The sequence below is a fragment of the Variovorax sp. P4_B11 genome, assembly GCF_056402355.1.
Window position 1 is genome coordinate 277,305 of the sequence record NZ_JBFUHO010000004.1, and the last position, 18,764, is coordinate 296,068.

Genomic DNA, 18,764 nt, shown 5'->3' on the forward strand with positions numbered 1-18,764 from the left:
ATCCTTCAATCGGCCGTGGCGTCGAGGATCAGCCGGGCGGTCTCTTCGGGCTGGTCCCAGTGGGGATAGTGGCCGCAGCGCTCGAACCAATGCAGCCGCGCATCGGGAAACAGCTGTTGCGCGCGTGCCGCCTGGCTCGGAAGGCAGATCCTGTCGAGCCGGCCCCAGCCGATCACGACCGGCTTCCCGAGCGTCCCGACGGCGGAGCCCTCGAGCGGCGATCCGCGCACGAAATCCCTCAGCATGAGACTGAGGGACGGGGCGGATGCGAAGCTGTGCATCTCCTCCAGCACCAGCGCCGGCGGCAGCCGACGCGCCTGGGACGAGAACCGGGCCAGCAACAGCATGCGCGACCATTCGTGGGCAGCCAACGCGGGCATGGCGAATGCGAGGCCTCGCGCCAGCCGCATGGAGAGCCACAGCGAGGCCTGGTACGCCATGCGCTCCCAGCCGGCCCAGAACCCGCTCGGTCCGAGCAAAACGACCGTGCCCAGCACTCCGCCGCGGCGCGCCAGCTCGAGCACCAGGCGCGCGCCGAACGAACTGCCGACCGCATCGACACCCAGCAGGTCGTGCTCGCCGAGGAAGCGGGCCACGGCGGTCGCCAGCGTGCGCATCGACACCTCGCCTTCCAGTGGCGGACTCTTGCCGAAGCCCGGCAGGTCGAGCGCGACCACGGCGCGCTCGGCAGCCAGCGGGTCGAGGATGGTCTGCCAGGTCCGCCAACTGCTGCCCAGCCCATGCACCAGGAGCAGGGGCTTGCCTTGACCGCGACGGATGTAGTTGATCAGCACGTTCGGACTGTGCAGGGCGGCCGAGCGGCGCCACATCAGCGGCACGCACGATCGGTTGTAGGAGAAAGGGAATCTTCACCCCCCATGAGGCCGCGGCCGGGCCTGGCGCCGATACACTGGCCGCGATGCAACTGCTGCGCTGCACCGGGCTCGCTGTCCTGGCCTTCATCCTGCTGCTGGGCGCCGCCGTGGCCGCGACCGCCCAGGAGCAGGCGCTGCGCATCGGCTCCAAGCGCTTCACCGAGTCCTACATCCTGGCCGAGGTGCTGGCCCAGACCGCTGCGCCCAGGACCGCGGTTGCGCCTGTGGTGCGGCAGGGGCTCGGCAACACGGCCATCGTCTACGAGGCCCTGCGCTCCGGCGGGATCGACCTCTACGCCGAGTACACCGGAACCATCGCGCTGGAGATCCTCAAGGGCTCGCCATCGATGACGCGCGAAGCCATGAACGCCGCCCTGCGGCCGCTCGGGCTCGGCGTGGCCGTGCCGCTCGGATTCAACGACGGCTATGCGCTCGCCATGCGCGCCGCCGACGCCGACCGGCTCGGCGTTCGCACCCTGAGCGATCTGGCCGGCCAGCGCGAACTCCGCTTCGGCCTCTCGAACGAGTTCATCGGCCGCGCCGACGGCTGGCAGGGCCTGGCGGCGCGCTACGGCTTCAGCCAGACGCCGACCGGGCTGGACCACGGCCTGGCCTACGAAGCCATCGCCGCCAAGCAGGTCGACGTCATCGACATCTACACCACCGACGCCAAGATCGACCACCTGGGCCTGCGCGTGCTCGCGGACGACAAGGGCTACTTCCCGCGCTACGACGCCGTGCTGCTGTACCGGCTCGACCTGCCGGCGCGGCTGCCCGCCGCCTGGGCCGCCCTGCAGCCGCTCGAGGGCCGCATCGACGAGCGCTCGATGATCGCGATGAACGCGCGCGCCGAACTGCAAGGCGTGGCCTTCGACGTCATTGCGCGCGACTTCCTGGCGACGACGCAGCCGGGTTCGCCGGCCGCCCTCCCGTCCGACAACGCCGCCCGCGGCTTCATGGCCAAGCTGTTCGGCCCCGACCTCGGCCGGCTGGCGCGCCAGCACCTGCTGCTGGTCGCGATCTCGGTCGGCGTCGCGATCCTCATCGCCGTGCCGCTCGGGATCGCGGTGTTCGCGCATGTGCGGCTGCGCGCCCTGGTGCTGGGCCTGACCGGTCTGCTGCAGACCATCCCCTCGCTGGCGCTGCTGGCCGTGCTGATTTCGCTGCTGGGCGCGATCGGCACGCTGCCGGCGCTGATCGCGCTGACGCTGTATTCGCTGCTGCCGATCATGCGCAACACCGTGACCGGGCTGGCCGAAGTTCCCGCCGGCCTGCGCGAGGCCGGCACCGCGCTCGGCATGACCGGCGGCCAGAACCTGCACGTGGTGCTGCTGCCGCTGGCGCTGCCCACGCTGCTGGCCGGCGTGCGCACCGCGACCACCATCGCGATCGGCACCGCCACCATCGCCGCCTTCATCGGCGCTGGAGGCTTCGGGGAACGCATCGTGACCGGGCTCGCGCTCAACGACCGCGCGCTGCTGGTCGCCGGCGCCGTGCCCGCCGCGGCGCTGGCACTGCTGAGCGAGGCGCTGTTCGAGGCGCTCGAACACCTGATGCGCCGGCGCCGCGGGCAACTGCCGCCCAGCGCCTAGACTCGGCCTCAAAAAAAGGAGCGCGACTGCGTCCGTGAAAATCCCGACGAGGTGAAGCTTGCTATTGCGGCATAGTCGCAGGCTGCCTTGCGGGCCCGGGCCCGAACTCTTTCCCATTCTGGAGACATCCCCATGAAATTGCGCCAACTGGCCGCAGGCCTGATCCTCGGCTTTGGCATCGCGAGCGCGGCCCTTGCGCAGACGACGATGAAGATCAGCATCTCGACCTCGCAGAACTCGCACCAGGGGGTCGCCATCGACACCTTCGCGAAGGAAGTCGCGACGCGCACCAACGGCCGCTACAAGGTCGAGACCTTCTACAACGGCTCGCTCGGCGGCGAGCGCGAATCGATCGAGGCCGTGCAGCTCGGCACCCAGGAACTCGCCTTCTCTTCGACCGGCCCGGTGCCGAACTTCGTGCCCGAGACCAAGATCCTCGACGTCCCCTTCCTGTTCCGCGACAAGGCACACGCCCGCGCCGTGCTGGACGGCCCGATCGGGCAGGACATGCTGGTCAAGTTCGACGCCAAGGGATTCAAGGCGCTGGGCTGGGGCGAGAACGGCTTCCGCCACATGACCAACAGCAAGCGCGACGTGAAGGCGCCCGAGGACCTCAAGGGCCTGAAGATGCGCACCATGGAGAACCCGGTGCACATCGCGGCCTACAAGGGCTTCGGCATCATCACCACGCCGATGGCCTTCCCCGAGGTCTTCACCGCGCTCCAGCAGGGCACGGTCGACGGCCAGGAGAACCCGCTGCCGGTCATCATCTCGGCCAAGTTCGACCAGGTGCAGAAGCACCTCACCTTGACCGGCCACGTCTACTCGCCCTGCATCTTCGTGATGAACAAGGCCGCCTTCGACAAGTTGAGCGCCGCCGACAAGCAGGCCTTCCTCGACGCCGCCAAGGAAGCCATCAAGGCCAACAGGGCCCGCGTCGACGAGGACGACGCCAAGGGCGTGGCCGACCTGCGCGCCAAGGGCATGACCGTGATCGACAACGTCGACAAGGCCAAGTTCGTCGCCGCGCTGGCGCCGGTCAACGCCGAGTTCGAGAAGCAGTTCGGCAAGGCCAATCTCGACAAGATCCGCGACGTCAAGTAACCGGCTGCCGCGAAACTCCTCGCGGCAGCACGCGCCCGCACAGCCTGCGCTGGCGGGCGTTTTTTTGTCCGAACCCTGATGCGCCCATGAAATCCGCCTTCCTCGCACTCGACCGCTGGACCACCGGCCTGGCGATGGCGATCGCCTGCTTCATGCTGGTGGTCGCCTCCTCGCTCGGCGTGTTCCAGATCGTCACTCGCTTCGTGCTCGAACAACCGGCCGAATGGTCCGAGATCCTGATCCGCATCAGCCTGATCTGGATGGTCTTCATGGGCATCCCGACCGCCTTCCGCCAGGGCGCGATGGTCAGCGTCGACGTGCTCTACCGCTGGAGCCCGCCCAAGGTCCGCCGGGTGCTCGACTGGGTCGTGTGCCTGGCCGCGCTGAGCCTGATCGCGGTGATCATCTGGTGGGGCTGGGACTACGCGCAGCGCGGCAGCGTGCAGTCGATGGCTGGCCTCGAATCGGTCTCGATGTTCTGGGCCTACGTCGCGCTGCCGGTGGGCGGCCTGTTCTGCGTCGTCGGCATCATCGCCAACCTGATCGACCCGAAGCGCAACGAACTGGAAACCGCTCAATGACCCTCGTGATGATCACGACCATGGTGGTGTGCTTCGCACTCACCATCTCCGTCGCCGTTTCCATCGGCCTGGCCTCGGTGCTCGGCATCCAGGCCTCCAACGCGAACATGCTGATCTCCGTCAAGGAGATGTTCAACGCGATCAACAAGTTTCCGCTCGCCGCCATTCCCTTCTTCATCCTGGCCGGCAACCTGATGGAGACCGGCGGCATCTCGCGCCGCCTGGTCGACTTCGCCAAGAGCCTGGTGGGCGGCGTGCAGGGCGGGCTGCCGATGACCTGCGTGCTGACCTGCATGATCTTCGCGGCGGTGTCGGGCTCCTCGGTGGCGACCACCTTCGCGATCGGCGCGATCCTGATCCCGGCCCTGATCAAGCACGGCTACCCGGTCGGCTACGCCGCCGCGCTGCAGGCCACCAGCGCCGAACTCGGCGTCATCATCCCGCCCTCGATCCCGATGATCCTGTACGGCGTCAGCGCCGAGGTCTCGATCGGCGAGCTGTTCATCGCCGGCTTCGGCCCGGGCATCCTGATCAGCCTGGCGCTGATGGCCTTCGTCTACGTCTATTGCAAGTTCAAGGGACTGGGCAAGAACGACGGCGACGGCCGGCTCGGCGTCGCCACCGCGACCTGGCGCGCCGGCTGGGCGCTGCTGATGCCGGTGATCATCCTGGGCGGCATCTACGGCGGCATCTTCACGCCCACCGAGGCGTCGGCGGTGGCGGTGCTCTACGCGCTGATCGTCGGCACGCTGATCTACCGCGAGATCAGGCCGGCCGACCTCTATGCGGTGCTGCGCAAGTCGGTGGTGTCCTCGTCGGTGATCATGTTCATCATCGCCAACGCCGGCCTGTTCGCCTTCCTGATCACGCGCGCCGGCGTGCCCGACGCCATCGGCCGCTGGCTGCAGGAGGTGCTGCAGTCGCCGGCGATGTTCCTGCTCGGCGTCAACGCGGCGCTGTTCGTGATCGGCATGTTCATCGAGACCAGCGCGGCGATCATCGTGCTGGCGCCGATCCTGGCGCCGGTGGCGATGCACTTCGGCATCGATCCGGTGCACTTCGGCCTGGTGATGGTGGTGAACCTGGCGCTCGGCATGATCACGCCGCCCTTCGGCGTCAACCTGTTCGCGGCCTGCACCGTGGCACGGATTTCACTCGACCGCATCGTGCCCTACCTGGTTCCGTTCGTGCTGGTGATCCTGGCCTGCCTGATGGTGGTCACCTACGTGCCCGGCATCTCGCTCGGGTTGCGCGACCTGGTCTATTCGAAGTAGCGCGGCCGCCGAAATCCACGACCGGAGGACGCGATTCCCTTACACTCCAACGGTCAGGAGAGCGTCCCGCCGCGGTGGGGCCGCCGAAGGCGCAGGTCCCCCGAACCAAGGGCCCGAACGCTCAGGCAAAAGGACTGACAAGACGCCCCAATTCAGGGCGTTTCCTTGCTGGAGAGAGGCGGTTGGTCGCGAAAGTCGCGTCGCACCGCCCACCGAAGGAGCAAACCCCGATCGTGGGGCGAATCTCTCAGGTAAAGCGGACAGCAGGGGTGGCCCATGGCTTCTCGCCATGGAACAAGCACTGCCCCTTTTGGAGAACCGCCCTTGGCTGCCGCATCCGACGATCTGCTGAAGACCCCGCTCCACGGCCTGCACCTGGCGCTCGGCGCCCGCATGGTGCCCTTTGCCGGCTATTCGATGCCGGTGCAATATCCCACCGGCCTGATGGCCGAGCACAAGCACACGCGCGAGGCCGCGGGCCTGTTCGACATCTCCCACATGGGACAGCTGCGCCTGGCCGGGCCCGATGCCGCCGCCGCCTTCGAAAGCCTGATGCCGGTCGACGTCATCGGGCTGGCGCCCGGCAAGCAGCGCTACGGACTGCTGCTGAACGAACAGGGCGGCATCCTCGACGACCTGATGTTCTTCAACGAGGGCCACGACTCGCTGTTCGTCATCGTCAACGGCGCCTGCAAGCAGGCCGACATCGCCCACATCCAGGCCCGGATCGGCCAGCGCTGCCAGGTGCTGCCGATGCCCGACCACGCCCTGCTCGCGCTCCAGGGCCCGCAGGCCGCGGCCGCGCTGGCCAGGTTGTCGCCCGGCGTCGAGCGCTTCGTCTTCATGACCGGCGGCGCGGTGCAGATCGGCGGCATCCCGGCCTTCGTCACGCGCAGCGGCTACACCGGCGAAGACGGATTCGAGATCTCGGTCGCCGCCAAGGACGCCGAAGCGCTGGCCCGCCTGCTGCTGGCCGAGCCCGAGGTCAAGCCGATCGGCCTGGGCGCGCGCAATTCGCTGCGGCTCGAGGCCGGCCTGTGCCTCTACGGCAACGACATCGACGAAAGCACCACGCCGGTCGAGGCCGCGCTGGGCTGGGCGATCCAGAAGGTCCGGCGCAGCGGCGGAGCGCGCGAAGGCGGCTTCCCGGGTGCGGCCCGGGTGCTGGCGCAGCTCATCGCCGTCAATGGAACGGCCGGCCATCTCGACCACGAGACACTGAAGCGCAAGCGCGTCGGCCTGGTGGCGCTGGAGCGCGTGCCGGTGCGCGACGGCACCGTGCTCGAGTCCTTCGAGGGCTTGGCCATCGGCCAGGTCACCAGCGGCCTGCTCGGCCCCAGCGTCGACCGGCCGATCGCGATGGGCTATGTCGCGCTCGCCTATGCCGAGCCCGGCACCCGGATCCAGGCCATGGTGCGCGGCAAGCCGGTGCCGATGGAAGTCAGCACGATGCCCTTCGTGCCGGCCCGCTACCACCGGGGCTGACAGTCCCTCACCCGATTTTTCCAAGCCAGACTTTCTTCAAGGAGTTTTTCCCATGACCCTCAAGTACACCAAGGACCACGAGTGGGTGCGCCCCGAAGCCGACGCGGCGCTGGTCACCGTCGGCATCACGGTGCACGCGCAGGATGCGCTCGGCGACGTGGTCTTCGTCGACCTGCCCGAAGTCGGCAAGGGCTTCGCGCAGGGCGATGTCGCCGGTGTCGTCGAATCGGTCAAGGCCGCGGCCGACGTCTTCATGCCGGTCTCGGGCGAAATCACCGAGGTCAACGAGGCGCTGCGCGCCGACCCCTCGCTGGCCAACAGCGCGCCGATGGATGCGGGCTGGTTCTTCAAGCTGCGCATGAGCGACCCGACCCAGCTCGAGGCGCTGCTCGACGGGACCGCCTACGAGAAGTTCTCCGCCGAAAGCTGATTCCCGCACCATCACCCGAGCCCTCCATGCCGACTCCCGTGCCTTCCCACCTCTCGCTGCGCGACCTCCAGAACGCCGAGGAATTCATCGCCCGCCACATCGGCATCGAAGCCGACGACGAGCAGACCATGCTCGCTGCGGTCGGTTCGACCACACGCGCCGAACTGATCGACGGCATCGTGCCGCCGGCGATCCGCCGCAGCCGCCCGATGCGGCTACCGGCGCCGATCACCGAGGCCGACGCGCTGGCCGAGCTGAAGGCGATCGCGGCGAAGAACAAGGTGGCCAGGAGCTTCATCGGCCAGGGCTACTACGGCACCCACACACCCGGCGTGATCCTGCGCAACGTGCTCGAGAACCCGGCCTGGTACACCGCCTACACGCCCTACCAGGCCGAGATCTCGCAGGGCCGCATGGAGGCGCTGGTCAATTTCCAGACCATGGTCTGCGACCTCACCGGCATGGCGATCGCCAACGCCTCGATGCTCGACGAGGCCACCGCGGCCGCCGAGGCAATGACGCTGGCCCGGCGCAGCGTCAAGAGCAAGAGCAACGTGTTCCTGGTCTCGGGCGACTGCCATCCGCAGACCATCGAGGTGATCCGCACGCGCGCCGCGCCGCTGGGCATCGAGGTCAAGGTCAGCACCGCGTCCGAGACCCTGCCGCATCTGATGGCCAGCGGCGGCTTCTTCGGCGCGCTCGCACAGTACCCCGCCACCACCGGCCAGGTGCACGACCTGCGTCCGCTCGCCGGCTACGCACACCAGTGCGAAGCCGCCTTCTGCGTGGCAGCCGATCTGCTGGCCTTGACGCTGCTGGCACCGCCCGGCGAGTGGGATGCCGACATCGTCTGCGGCACCACCCAGCGCTTCGGCATGCCGATGTGCAACGGCGGCCCGCATGCGGCCTACCTGGCTTGCCGCGACGAGTTCAAGCGCTCGCTGCCCGGCCGACTGGTCGGCGTCAGCGTCGACACCCACGGCCAGCCGGCCTACCGGCTCGCGCTGCAGACGCGCGAGCAGCACATCCGGCGCGAGAAAGCCACCTCCAACATCTGCACTGCGCAGGTGCTGCCGGCGGTGGTCGCCAGCATGTACGCGGTCTACCACGGGCCCGAGGGTCTGCGCCGCATCGCGCAGCGCGTCGCCCTGCTGACGGCGGTGCTGGCCCAGGGCCTCGAACAGATGGGCCGCGAGCTGGTCAACGGCACGGCCTTCGATTCGCTCACGATCCAAACCGGCGAGGACACCCAGGCCATCCACGAACGGGCCCTGGCTGCCGGCGTCAACCTGCGCCATCGGCTGCAGCATCACCTGGGCCTGTCGCTCGACGAGACCACCACGCGGGCCGACGTCGAGATGCTGTGGAGACTGTTCGCAACGGCCGGCACGCGGGGACCCGACTTCGACGCCATCGCCGCCACGGCGCAGCTGCGCCTTCCCGAGGACCTGCGCCGCAGCAGCGCTTTTCTCACGCACCCGGTGTTCAACACCCACAAGAGCGAGACCGCGATGCTGCGCTACATCCGCAGCCTGAGCGACAAGGACCTCGCGCTCGACCGCAGCATGATCCCGCTCGGCAGCTGCACCATGAAGCTCAACGCCACCAGCGAGATGATCCCGATCACCTGGCCCGAGTTCGCGAACATCCACCCCTTCGCACCGGCCGACCAGTTGCATGGCTACGCACAGCTCGACGCCCAGCTGCGCGCCTGGCTCTGCGAAGCCACCGGCTACGCGGGCATCAGCCTGCAACCCAACGCCGGCTCGCAGGGCGAGTACGCGGGCCTGCTCGCCATCAAGGCCTTCCATGAAGCCAGGGGCGACACGCAGCGCAACGTCTGCCTGATCCCCTCGTCGGCGCACGGCACCAATCCGGCCAGTGCCCAGATGGTCGGCATGAAGGTGGTGGTGACCGCCTGCGACGCCGACGGCAACGTCGACATCGACGACCTGCAGCGCGCCTGCGAGAAGCACAGCGCCACGCTGGCCGCGGTGATGATCACCTACCCGAGCACCCACGGCGTGTTCGAGACCCGGGTCAAGGAACTGTGCGAGATCGTGCACGCGCATGGTGGCCGGGTCTATGTCGACGGCGCCAACATGAACGCACTGGTCGGCGTGGCCGCACCGGGCGAGTTCGGCGGCGACGTCAGCCACCTGAACCTGCACAAGACCTTCTGCATTCCGCACGGCGGCGGCGGCCCCGGCGTCGGCCCGGTGTGCGTGGTGGAAGACCTGGTGCCCTACCTGCCGGGACACGCGACCGGCGGCTTGCCGTCGAACGGCGCGGTGGGCGCGGTGTCGGCGGCGCCGCTGGGCAACGCGGCGGTGCTGCCGATCAGCTGGATGTACTGCCGGATGATGGGCGCCAAGGGGCTGCAGGCCGCGACCGAGACCGCGATCCTCAGCGCCAACTACATCAGCGCGCGGCTCAAGGACCACTACCCGACGCTGTACGCAAGCCCCAACGGCCACGTGGCGCACGAGTGCATTCTCGACCTGCGCCCGCTCAAGGACGCCAGCGGCGTCAGCGCCGAGGACGTCGCCAAGCGGCTGATCGACTACGGCTTCCATGCGCCGACGCTGAGCTTCCCGGTGCCCGGCACGCTGATGGTCGAGCCGACCGAAAGCGAGCCGCTGGCCGAACTCGACCGCTTCATCGAGGCGATGATCGCGATCCGCGGCGAGATCCGCCGCATCGAGGAAGGCATCTGGCCGAAGGACGACAACCCGCTGAAGAACGCGCCGCACACCGCGGCCAGCCTGCTCGGCACCGAATGGACCCGGCCCTACTCGCGCGAGCTCGGCGCCTTCCCGCTGACCAGCCTGCGGCAGGCCAAGTACTGGCCGCCGATCGGCCGGGTCGACAACGTCTACGGCGACCGCAACCTGTTCTGCAGTTGCGTCCCCACGGAAGACTACGCCGGCAGCTGACGCGAGAAGCATTCTTTTACAAGTCGATGGCCAGCTGGCTGTCGATTTCGCGCCTGCTGCTTCGACGTCCATTCAGAGCCCCGGAACTGTGCGGTCGATCCCCGACTGCCGCCGGCCTCGAAACCGAAGGAGCAAGAACATGCGATTCATGGTGATCGTCAAGGCCAGCAAGGAATCGGAGGCCGGCGTGATGCCGAGCCAGCAGCTGCTGACCGACATGGGCAACTACAACGAGGCGCTGGTCAAGGCCGGTGTGCTGCTCGCGGGCGAAGGCCTGCACCCGAGTTCGAAGGGCGCCCGCATGCGTTTTTCCGGCAAGGAGCGGACCGTCATCGACGGCCCGTTCAGCGAAACCAAGGAGCTGATCGCGGGCTTCTGGCTCTGGCAGGTGCGCTCCAAGGAAGAAGCGCTCGAATGGCTGCGACGCGCCCCCTTCGACGACGGTGCCGAGCTCGAGCTGCGCCAGGTGTTCGAGATGGAAGACTTCGGCGCCGAGTTCACACCCGAGCTGCGCGAGCAGGAAAAGCGGGTCTTCGACGAGGCCCGCGCCAAGCAGCAGCCCTGACACGCCCGAACGTGGACTCGGCCGAGACGCATCGCACGGTCAACGCGGTCTGGCGCATCGAGTCGGCCCGCATCATCGGCGCCCTGGCGCGCAGGGTGCGCGATGTCGGCGTGGCCGAGGAGCTGGCGCAGGATGCCCTGCTCGCCGCCCTCGAGCAGTGGCCGCGCGAAGGCATTCCGGACAATCCGGCGGCCTGGCTGATGGCGGCCGCGAAGCACCGTGCCATCGACCTGCTGCGCAAGCGCACGCTGCATGCCGGCAAGGAAGGCGAGATCGGCCGCGAACTCGATGCCCGGCATGCGTTCGCAGCCGACGACTTCGCCGAAGCGGTGGACGCCGCACTCGACGACGAGGTCGGCGACGACCTGCTGCGGCTGGTGTTCACGGCCTGCCATCCGGTGTTGTCGCCCGATGCTCGCGTCGCACTGACACTGCGCCTGCTGGGCGGACTCACCACCGACGAGATCGCGCGCTCCTTCCTGGTGCCCGAGGCCACGATCGCGCAGCGCATCGTGCGCGCCAAGCGAACGCTGGCCGCCGCCCGCGTGCCCTTCGAGGCGCCGCGCGCACAGGAACTCGGCGCCCGTCTGTCGTCGGTGCTCGAGGTCATCTACCTCGTGTTCAACGAGGGCTACTCGGCCACCGCCGGCGAGGACTGGATGCGGCCCGCGCTGTGCGACGAAGCCTTGCGGCTCGGGCGCATCCTGGCCGAGCTGGTCGCGGACGAGCCGGAAGTCCATGGCCTGGTGGCGCTGATGGAGATCCAGGCCTCGCGCGCGGCTGCCCGCGTCGACGCCGATGGCGAGCCGGTGCTGCTGCTCGACCAGAACCGTGCGCGCTGGGACACCTTGCTGATCCGCCGCGGCCTCGCGGCGCTGGCGCGGGCCGAGAAGCTCGGCGGCGCGCTCGGTCCCTACGCCCTGCAGGCCGCGATCGCCGCCTGCCACGCGCATGCAACGACCGCAGCGCAGACCGACTGGCCCCGCATCGCCGCACTCTACGAGGCGCTGGCCCAGCTTTCGCCCTCGCCGATCGTCGAGCTGAACCGGGCGGTCGCGCTGTCGATGGCCTTCGGACCGGCGGCCGGCCTCGAGCTCGTCGATGCCCTGCAGGCGGAGCCGCAGCTGCGCGGCTACCACCTGCTGCCGAGCGTGCGAGGCGACCTGCTGGCCAAGCTCGGGCGACGCGCCGAGGCCTGCGAGGAATTCAAGCGGGCGGCGGGCCTCACCCGCAACGCGCGCGAACGCAAGCTGCTGTTGCTGCGCGCACAGGCCTGCTCCGCCGAAGAGCAGGCAGGCGGCGCCTGAGCGCGTGCCGCGCTACTTCTTCGCGACCGCGCCGGTTGCGACCTGGGCCCGCAGTTCCTTCAGCTTGGCCTTCAGCCGGCGCTCGTTGACCGGCCCCATGCGCACCAGCATCTTCTGGCCGGCCGAGAGCGACTCGAGCTTCGGGTCGGCGAATTCGTAGCTGATCCAGGGCCGCTCCGCAGCCATCTCGCCCTTCACTTCGGTCAGCTTCACCGGCACCGCGCCTTCGGTTTCCGGCGCCTGCAGCAGGTGGTCGATGACGGCCACGAGGCGGTCGTTGAAGTAGCGGTTCGGGTAGCCCAGTTCCTCGTAGGCCTGCTGGAACAGCGGATAGAGCCGGGCATAGAGCGCGGCTGCGCGGGCACTGTCGACCGACTCGACGAAGAGCACGAAGGGCGTGTAGCGGCTGGCATTGTCGGCGCCGATGGTCTTGAGCTCGCCCGTGCCCTGGACCTCGAAGGACTTGGGTGCGCGCTGGACCGGCCACAGGCGCGAAGTGGCCTGTGCGCGCGGCAGGTTGTCCACGGTGGCGACGAAGCGCCGCACGAAGCCGCTGGGCTCGAGGAAGGCCCCGACCGATTTCTTGCCGACCAGGTCGTCGAGCGCCGCGGTCACGCGGCTGTCGGCGTCGTTCAGCGGCGGCAGCGCGGCCTCGGGCGCGGCCAGGGCATCGACCAGGTTCTGCGGCCCCGTCGCGACCGCTGCGCGGGGAATGTCCGCGGGACGGTCCTGCGGCGGCGGTGCGCTGGCGGCGGGCGGTGCCGGCGGCGGTTCCTTCTGCAAGGACCAGCGCCACCAGGCGAAGGCTGCGGCGAGAATCACCACCACGACGAGGACCACGGTCCATATCGAGGACTCTTTGGCTGGCCTGAATTCTGCTGGGTCCCTTTCGGGCATGGTTGAATCCTCCTTTGAATCACGGGCGTTGCATGCGCTCCATTGGAAACCACGCCGGCGCGTCGTGCCGTAACGCCCTGTGACCGCCAAGGAACCCGACATGGACATCGACTTCTCGACCCTGACCGAATACCAGCGCTACAAGCTGATGGCCAGCCTGATCGTGCCGCGGCCGATCGCACTGGTCACCACGCTGGGGGCCGACGGCATCGTCAACGCCGCGCCCTTCAGCATGTTCAACATGCTCGGCGAAGAGCCGCCGATCGTCATGATCAGCGTCAACCGGCTGCAGGACAACGCGCTCAAGGACACCGCGGCCAACATCGCGCGCAGCGGCGAGTTCGTGGTGCACCTGGCCGACGAGGACATCGCCGAGCAGATGCACCGCTGCGGCGATCGCCACCCGCCGCACGTGAGCGAACTCGAGGTGGTCGGCTTCACGCCGCTTGCGAGCCGGGCCGTGAAGCCGCCGCGCATCGCCGAGGCGCCGGTGGCCTTCGAATGCACGCTCTGGGAGACGCTGGAGACCGAGAGCCGGCAGATCTTCATCGGCCAGGTGCGCTGGATGCACGCGCGCGACGAATTGATCGACACCGAGGCCTGGCGCGTGCGGCTGCAACACTATTTTCCGGTCGGCCGCTTCGGGGCCAGCTTCTACGTGAAAACGCGCGAGCGCTACGCGCTGGCGGCGCAGGCGCAGACCCGGAGCACGCAGATCGACGAGATGTAGGCCGCATGATGCCAAGCTGGTTCTTCTCGTCGCTGCGCGGCTATCGGATCGAGTCCTTGCCGCGCGACCTGGTCGCCGGCCTGATGCTGGCGGCCATCGCCATCCCCGGCCAGCTCGCCACCGCCCGGCTCGCCGGCATGCCGCCCGAAACCGGGCTCTATGCCTTCATCGCCGGCTCCATCGCCTTCGCAGCCTTCGGCGCCAATCGCTTCATCTCGGCGGCGGCGGATTCGACCATCGCGCCGATCTTCGCCGGCGGCCTGGCGTCGATCGCCGCCGCCAGCGCCAACAGCTATGGCGAACTGGCCGCGCTGCTGGCGCTGATGGTCGGCATCGTGCTCGTCTCGGTCGGCTTGCTCAAGGCAGGCTGGCTCGCCACGCTGCTGTCGGTGCCGGTGACGACCGGATTCCTCGCCGGCATCTCGGTTCATATCGTCGTCGGCCAGTTGCCGACGCTGCTGGGCATCCCGGACGCGCACGGCCACCTGATGACGCAACTGGTCCACTTGCTGGCCCGCATCGGAGACGCGAATCCGTACGCGCTGGCGCTCGGCGCCGGCGTGCTGATCGTGACCCTGGTCGCGGGGCGCATCAGCCCGCGCATTCCGGGGGCGCTGATCGGCCTGGCGACGGCCGCTCTCGCGGTGGCCGTGTTCCACCTCGACGCCCGCGGCGTGAGCCTGCTCGGCGCGCTCTCGGTGCAGTTGCCGCAGGTCGCCGTGCCGTCCTTCAGCGGCGCGGCGGAGTTCAGCCGCATGGTGCAGCTTGCGCTGGTGATCGCGATGGTCTGCGTCATGCAGACGGCGGCGGTGTCGAGCACCTTCCCGTCGGACGAGGGCCGGTCCGACAACGTCAGCCGCAACTTCGGGGCGGTCGGCGCCGGCAATGTGCTGGCCGGCCTGATCGGCGCCTTCGCCGTCGACGCGAGCCCACCCAGCACGGCGGTCGTGAAGGAGTCCGGAGGCCGCTCGCAGATCGCCGCGCTGATCGCGGTCGGCCTGGTGATCGCGCTCGCGCTGCTGGCCTCGGGCGCATTGGCCTACGTGCCGCACGCGGCGCTGTCGGGCATCCTGGTCTACATCGCCTGGCGCATCTTCAGGATCGACGAAATGGCCCTGATCATTCGTCGCGGCGGCCTCGAGATCCTGCTGGTGGCCGCGAGTGCGGCGCTCGTTGTCGCACTGCCGATCGAGAGCGGCATGCTGCTGGCGATCGTGATGTCCTTCGTGCACAGCCTGTACATCGTCGCCCGGCCCACCTGCGTCGAACTGGCCCGCGTGCCGGGGAGCACCGTGTGGTGGCCGCCGGCCCCGGGCGCCGCCCTCGAACATGAGCCCGGGGTGCTGGTCTTCGCACCGGGTGCGCCGGTCAACTTCACCAATGCCGAACGGATCTGCGCCTGGGTCCGGTGGGCCATCGCCGGCCGGAGCGCGCCGGTGAGGCTGCTGGTGATCGAGGCCAACGGCGTCATCGACATCGACTACACGGGGTCGCAGATCCTGCGGCGCGCCATCGTCGAACTGCTTTCCGCCGGCACCATCGTGGCCATCGCCAGGCTGTCGGACGAACGGGCGCAGGCGCAGGCGATGCGTACCGGACTGATCGAGGCCATCGGCGCCGACCATGTGTTCATGTCGGTAGAAGAAGCGGTGCGCAAGCTGGTTCCGCGCGCCTGAGCGCGATGAACGAGCGCCCAGGAAAAAGGCCACCCGGGGGTGGCCTTCATTTCCTGCACGATTCGCGTGTCGTGCAGCAGATTCGAAATCTGGAGCGGGAGAAGAGTCTCGAACTCTCGACCTCAACCTTGGCAAGGTTGCGCTCTACCAACTGAGCTACTCCCGCGAAGCCTTCGATTATAGAGCATTTTCAGGCCGCTTCTTCGCCGGCCGGCAAATGAATGAGTCCGGTGCGCAGATCGAACTCGAACACCTCGCCGTAGCGACCCCATTCGATCGCGGTGCGCAGCACGCGCTCGGCAGTGGCGCGGTCCAGGCTCTCCTCGAGCAGATCGAGGAAGGGCTCCTGCGGCAACTCGCCCGCAGGCGCCTGCTCGAGGCTGTGGCGGATGTGCGCGGCGAGCGGCACATGGGCGAGCAGTTGCTGGCCGAGCAGCTCTTGCCGCAGCGTGTGCGCGCCGGCGACATAGCGCCGGCCCAGCGCCGTCAGATGCAGGTCGGCATCCGCCAGTTGCGCGAAGCCCAGCAGCGCGAGCGCCTGCGCCAGCGGCAGCAGGTCGTGGTCGGTGAGCTCCGCCTCCTCGGCGAGCTGCGGCAGGTCGGCGCGGCCTTCGCGGCCGTCCTCCATCAGCATTTCGAGCAAGGCTTCCATGCGGCCGATGTCGGCATCGGGCAGGCGATCGCCCAGGTGCATGCGCACAGGCTCCTCGGGCACGCGGCCGGCGCCGGGCGCGCTGGCCGTCATCAGCGCATAGGCCTCGTCGATCAACGCCCGCACCTCCAGGCTGTCCGGGTCGCGCGGCCGCGCGAGCCGGATCGGCAGCTCGGCCCGCACCCGCCCCGGATCGGCCGCGAAGATCAGCACGCGGTCGGCCATCAGCACCGCCTCCTCGATGTTGTGCGAGACGATCAACATCGCCTTGGTCGGCATCGCGCCGCCGCTCCACAGGTGCAGGATGTCGTCGCGCAGGCGCTCGCCCGTGAGCACGTCGAGGGCCGAGAAGGCCTCGTCCATCAGCAGCACCTCGGGCTCGACCACCAGCGCCCGTGCGATGCCGACCCGCTGCCGCATACCGCCCGACAACTCGCGCGGCAGCGCGCCCTCGAAGCCCGCGAGGCCGATCAGCGCGATCGCCGCACTTGCGCGCCGCGCCCTCTCGGCCGGCCCGACGCCGCGGGCCTCCAGCCCCAGCTCGACGTTCTGCTGCACGGTCAACCAGGGAAAGAGCGCGAACGACTGGAACACCATCGCGATGCCGCGCGCCGGTCCGTAGAGCGGCTGGCCGCGGTAGCGCACGCTGCCGGCGTCGGCGCCGATCAGGCCCGCGAGGATGCGCAGCAGCGTCGACTTGCCCGAACCCGACTGCCCCAGCAGCGCGACGATCTCGCCTTGCGCCAGCCGGAAGTCCACGCCTTCCAGGACCGAGCGCGCCGCGCCGTCGGCCGAGCGAAAGGACTTGCCCACGCCCTCGAGTTCAACAATTGCTTCGGCCATGGGCCCTCCTCGCGCGTTCATCATCAAAAGTGCATCCGGTTCTCGGCCAGCTCATAGAGCCGGCGCCAGACGAAATGGTTCATGCCCATGACGAAGACACACATCACGCCAATGCCCAGCGCGATGCGCGGGAAGTCGCCGATGGCCGTCATGTGCGCGATGTAGCTGCCCAGGCCCGCGGCCTGCAGCGTGGTGTCGCCCCAGGTCACGTACTCGGCCACGATGCTGGCGTTCCACGAACCGCCGCTGGCCGTGATGGCGCCGGTGACGAAACTGGGGAACACCGCCGGCAGCAGGTAGCGCCGCCAGCGCAGCCAGCCGCTGAGCCCGAGGTTGCTGGCCGCGTAGCGCAGTTCGGTCGGCACGGTCGATGCACCGGCAATCACGTTGAAGAGCAGATACCACTGCGTGCCCAGCACCATCAGCGGCGCCAGCCAGATATTGGGATTGAGCTGCCAGCGCACGATGAACAGGACCGCCACCGGGAACATCAGGTTGGCCGGAAAGGCCGCCATGAACTGCGCCACACCCTGCAGCCGCCCGGCCCAGCGCGGGTTCATGCCGATCCAGATGCCGATCGGCACCCACACCAGCGCAGCCAGCGCGATCAGCACCGCCACGCGGATCATCGTGTAGAGGCCGAGCACGAACACACGGCCGACTTCCGTCCAGCCGACCTCGGTGTGGATGAAGCGCACCAGCCAGACCACGGCGAGCAGCACCGCCGCAGCCAGCACCGCGTCCCAGACGCGCGTCACGGCCGGATTGGGCGAGCGCGGACGGGCCTTGATCGAAGTCCCGTCGTGGTCGCGCCGGAACAGCACCAGCGATCGCTCGAGCAGCCGCGCCGCGCCCCCCATGCTCTGCTTGATGCGCTCGGTGCGCCGCAGCCAGGTCAGCAGCCAGGAGCGCGGTGCGTCCTCGCCGCTGCCCTCCTCGAAACGGAACTTGTCGGCCCAGGCGATCAACGGGCGGAAGAACAGCTGGTCGTAGAGCGTGATGCCGATCAGCATGCCGCCGATGGCCCAGCCGATCGCGCCGAGGTCGCGGGCCTGGATCGCCATCGCGATGTAGGAGCCGACGCCGGGCAGCATGATGCTCTGGTTGGAGACCGAGATCGCCTCCGAGGCGACGACGAAGAACCAGCCGCCGGACATCGACATCATCATGTTCCACAGCAACCCGGGCATCGCGAACGGCAGCTCGAGCCGCCAGAAGCGGTGCCAGGCCGAGAGCTGGAACACCGAGGCGGCCTCGCGCAGTTCCGAGGGCACGGTGCGCAGCGACTGGTAAAGGCTGAAAGCCATGTTCCAGGCCTGCGAGGTGAAGATGGCGAAGATCGCCGCGCACTCGACGCCCAGCAGATTGCCCGGGAACAGCGCGATGAAGCCGGTCACCGTGATCGACAGGAAGCCGAGGATCGGGATCGACTGCAGGATGTCCAGCATCGGCACCAGCACCTTCTCGGCCGCACGGTAGCGGGTCGCCAGCACCGCGAAGACGCAAGCGAACACCAGCGAGGCGCCCAGCGCGAGAAACATGCGCAGCGTGGTTCGCAGCAGATAGTACGGCAGCACCCAGGGGTCGAGGCTGATCGGCAGCGGCTGCCCGAGTTCGTAGGGCCGCGCCATCTGGGCGCCGCCATAGGCCAGCGCGAACAGCACGGCCAGTACCAGCGGCAGCAAGGCCCAGTCCCAGCGGTTGCCGCCGGACGCGACGGCCTGGCGCGGAAAAAAACGTTTGTCGAGCATGGTCGGGGACGGAGGGTTCGGTTCACGGACCCGGTCCGCGGCGCGGCGCCATTTTGCCCTCGCTGG

The 18,764-nt window shown here is 68.8% G+C and carries 15 protein-coding genes, 1 tRNA gene and 2 riboswitches; of the genes, 11 read left to right on the plus strand and 5 right to left on the minus strand.

Annotated features, from left to right (window positions below; all coding sequences use genetic code 11):
- Nucleotides 1-5 precede the first annotated feature (5 nt).
- Entirely contained in the window at nt 6-830 is an 825-nt protein-coding gene (locus AC1DYD_RS06915) for an alpha/beta fold hydrolase (RefSeq protein ID WP_478172030.1), read from the minus strand.
- Between the two features lie 89 nt (nt 831-919).
- Here AC1DYD_RS06915 and AC1DYD_RS06920 point away from each other — a divergent pair, with 89 nt between their 5' ends.
- From AC1DYD_RS06920 to AC1DYD_RS06960, 9 genes are all read left to right on the plus strand, one after another.
- On the plus strand, nt 920-2,467 hold the full coding sequence (locus AC1DYD_RS06920; RefSeq protein ID WP_478171998.1) for an ABC transporter permease/substrate-binding protein: 1,548 nt from the start codon (nt 920-922) through the stop codon (nt 2,465-2,467).
- Nucleotides 2,468-2,599: 132 nt separating this feature from the next.
- Nucleotides 2,600-3,571: a TRAP transporter substrate-binding protein gene (locus AC1DYD_RS06925; RefSeq protein WP_478171999.1), complete on the plus strand. Its 972-nt coding sequence runs from the start codon at nt 2,600-2,602 to the stop codon at nt 3,569-3,571.
- Between the two features lie 86 nt (nt 3,572-3,657).
- Nucleotides 3,658-4,152 carry a TRAP transporter small permease gene (locus AC1DYD_RS06930; RefSeq protein ID WP_478172000.1) on the plus strand — a complete coding sequence of 165 codons (495 nt, stop codon included), beginning with the start codon at nt 3,658-3,660 and terminating at the stop codon, nt 4,150-4,152.
- On the plus strand, nt 4,149-5,426 hold the full coding sequence (locus tag AC1DYD_RS06935) for a TRAP transporter large permease (protein ID WP_478172001.1): 1,278 nt from the start codon (nt 4,149-4,151) through the stop codon (nt 5,424-5,426). The genes AC1DYD_RS06930 and AC1DYD_RS06935 overlap by 4 nt, the downstream gene beginning before the upstream one ends.
- A 44-nt stretch (nt 5,427-5,470) precedes the next feature.
- Nucleotides 5,471-5,569: riboswitch (glycine riboswitch) on the plus strand.
- 15 nt (nt 5,570-5,584) lie between these two features.
- A riboswitch (glycine riboswitch) is annotated at nt 5,585-5,700 on the plus strand.
- Between the two features lie 50 nt (nt 5,701-5,750).
- Entirely contained in the window at nt 5,751-6,911 is a 1,161-nt protein-coding gene (gene gcvT / locus AC1DYD_RS06940; RefSeq protein WP_478172002.1) for a glycine cleavage system aminomethyltransferase GcvT, read from the plus strand.
- A 52-nt stretch (nt 6,912-6,963) separates the two neighbouring features.
- Complete coding sequence (gene gcvH, locus AC1DYD_RS06945) at nt 6,964-7,341, plus strand: glycine cleavage system protein GcvH (protein ID WP_478172003.1); 378 nt, start codon at nt 6,964-6,966, stop codon at nt 7,339-7,341.
- Between the two features lie 26 nt (nt 7,342-7,367).
- Complete coding sequence (gene gcvP / locus AC1DYD_RS06950; RefSeq protein ID WP_478172004.1) at nt 7,368-10,277, plus strand: aminomethyl-transferring glycine dehydrogenase; 2,910 nt, start codon at nt 7,368-7,370, stop codon at nt 10,275-10,277.
- A gap of 139 nt (nt 10,278-10,416) precedes the next feature.
- Entirely contained in the window at nt 10,417-10,842 is a 426-nt protein-coding gene (locus AC1DYD_RS06955; protein ID WP_478172005.1) for a YciI family protein, read from the plus strand.
- A gap of 11 nt (nt 10,843-10,853) precedes the next feature.
- Nucleotides 10,854-12,149, plus strand: a complete 1,296-nt coding sequence (locus AC1DYD_RS06960; protein ID WP_478172006.1) for an RNA polymerase sigma factor — start codon at nt 10,854-10,856, stop codon at nt 12,147-12,149.
- Nucleotides 12,150-12,161: 12 nt separating this feature from the next.
- On the opposite strand, the gene AC1DYD_RS06965 is transcribed toward AC1DYD_RS06960, so the two are convergent.
- A complete protein-coding gene (locus AC1DYD_RS06965) occupies nt 12,162-13,046 on the minus strand; it encodes a DUF3014 domain-containing protein (RefSeq protein ID WP_478172007.1) in 885 nt (294 codons plus the stop codon).
- A gap of 100 nt (nt 13,047-13,146) precedes the next feature.
- Between AC1DYD_RS06965 and AC1DYD_RS06970 the strand changes: the two genes are divergently transcribed.
- Together AC1DYD_RS06970 and AC1DYD_RS06975 are read left to right on the plus strand one after the other, a co-directional pair.
- A complete protein-coding gene (locus AC1DYD_RS06970) occupies nt 13,147-13,776 on the plus strand; it encodes a flavin reductase family protein (protein ID WP_478172008.1) in 630 nt (209 codons plus the stop codon).
- Nucleotides 13,777-13,781: 5 nt separating this feature from the next.
- Nucleotides 13,782-15,452, plus strand: coding sequence for a SulP family inorganic anion transporter (locus tag AC1DYD_RS06975; RefSeq protein ID WP_478172009.1), 1,671 nt, complete (start codon nt 13,782-13,784; stop codon nt 15,450-15,452).
- A 90-nt stretch (nt 15,453-15,542) separates the two neighbouring features.
- Here AC1DYD_RS06975 and AC1DYD_RS06980 read toward each other — a convergent pair.
- The 3 genes from AC1DYD_RS06980 to AC1DYD_RS06990 form a co-directional block, all read right to left on the minus strand.
- Nucleotides 15,543-15,618: transfer RNA gene (locus AC1DYD_RS06980), tRNA-Gly, on the minus strand.
- A 24-nt stretch (nt 15,619-15,642) separates the two neighbouring features.
- Complete coding sequence (locus AC1DYD_RS06985) at nt 15,643-16,947, minus strand: ABC transporter ATP-binding protein (protein WP_478172010.1); 1,305 nt, start codon at nt 16,945-16,947, stop codon at nt 15,643-15,645.
- 23 nt (nt 16,948-16,970) lie between these two features.
- Nucleotides 16,971-18,698: an ABC transporter permease gene (locus AC1DYD_RS06990; protein WP_478172011.1), complete on the minus strand. Its 1,728-nt coding sequence runs from the start codon at nt 18,696-18,698 to the stop codon at nt 16,971-16,973.
- Between the last annotated feature and the right edge of the window lie 66 nt (nt 18,699-18,764).

What these genes read in the sequence shown, in the direction of transcription:
- AC1DYD_RS06915 (WP_478172030.1), bottom strand. Translation starts at nt 830, where the DNA reads ATGTGGCGCCGCTCGGCCGCCCTGCACAGTCCGAACGTGCTGATCAAC.
- AC1DYD_RS06920 (WP_478171998.1), top strand. Translation starts at nt 920, where the DNA reads ATGCAACTGCTGCGCTGCACCGGGCTCGCTGTCCTGGCCTTCATCCTG.
- AC1DYD_RS06925 (WP_478171999.1), top strand. Translation starts at nt 2,600, where the DNA reads ATGAAATTGCGCCAACTGGCCGCAGGCCTGATCCTCGGCTTTGGCATC.
- AC1DYD_RS06930 (WP_478172000.1), top strand. Translation starts at nt 3,658, where the DNA reads ATGAAATCCGCCTTCCTCGCACTCGACCGCTGGACCACCGGCCTGGCG.
- AC1DYD_RS06935 (WP_478172001.1), top strand. Translation starts at nt 4,149, where the DNA reads ATGACCCTCGTGATGATCACGACCATGGTGGTGTGCTTCGCACTCACC.
- gcvH (WP_478172003.1), top strand. Translation starts at nt 6,964, where the DNA reads ATGACCCTCAAGTACACCAAGGACCACGAGTGGGTGCGCCCCGAAGCC.
- gcvP (WP_478172004.1), top strand. Translation starts at nt 7,368, where the DNA reads ATGCCGACTCCCGTGCCTTCCCACCTCTCGCTGCGCGACCTCCAGAAC.
- AC1DYD_RS06955 (WP_478172005.1), top strand. Translation starts at nt 10,417, where the DNA reads ATGCGATTCATGGTGATCGTCAAGGCCAGCAAGGAATCGGAGGCCGGC.
- AC1DYD_RS06965 (WP_478172007.1), bottom strand. Translation starts at nt 13,046, where the DNA reads ATGCCCGAAAGGGACCCAGCAGAATTCAGGCCAGCCAAAGAGTCCTCG.
- AC1DYD_RS06970 (WP_478172008.1), top strand. Translation starts at nt 13,147, where the DNA reads ATGGACATCGACTTCTCGACCCTGACCGAATACCAGCGCTACAAGCTG.
- AC1DYD_RS06975 (WP_478172009.1), top strand. Translation starts at nt 13,782, where the DNA reads ATGATGCCAAGCTGGTTCTTCTCGTCGCTGCGCGGCTATCGGATCGAG.
- AC1DYD_RS06985 (WP_478172010.1), bottom strand. Translation starts at nt 16,947, where the DNA reads ATGGCCGAAGCAATTGTTGAACTCGAGGGCGTGGGCAAGTCCTTTCGC.
- AC1DYD_RS06990 (WP_478172011.1), bottom strand. Translation starts at nt 18,698, where the DNA reads ATGCTCGACAAACGTTTTTTTCCGCGCCAGGCCGTCGCGTCCGGCGGC.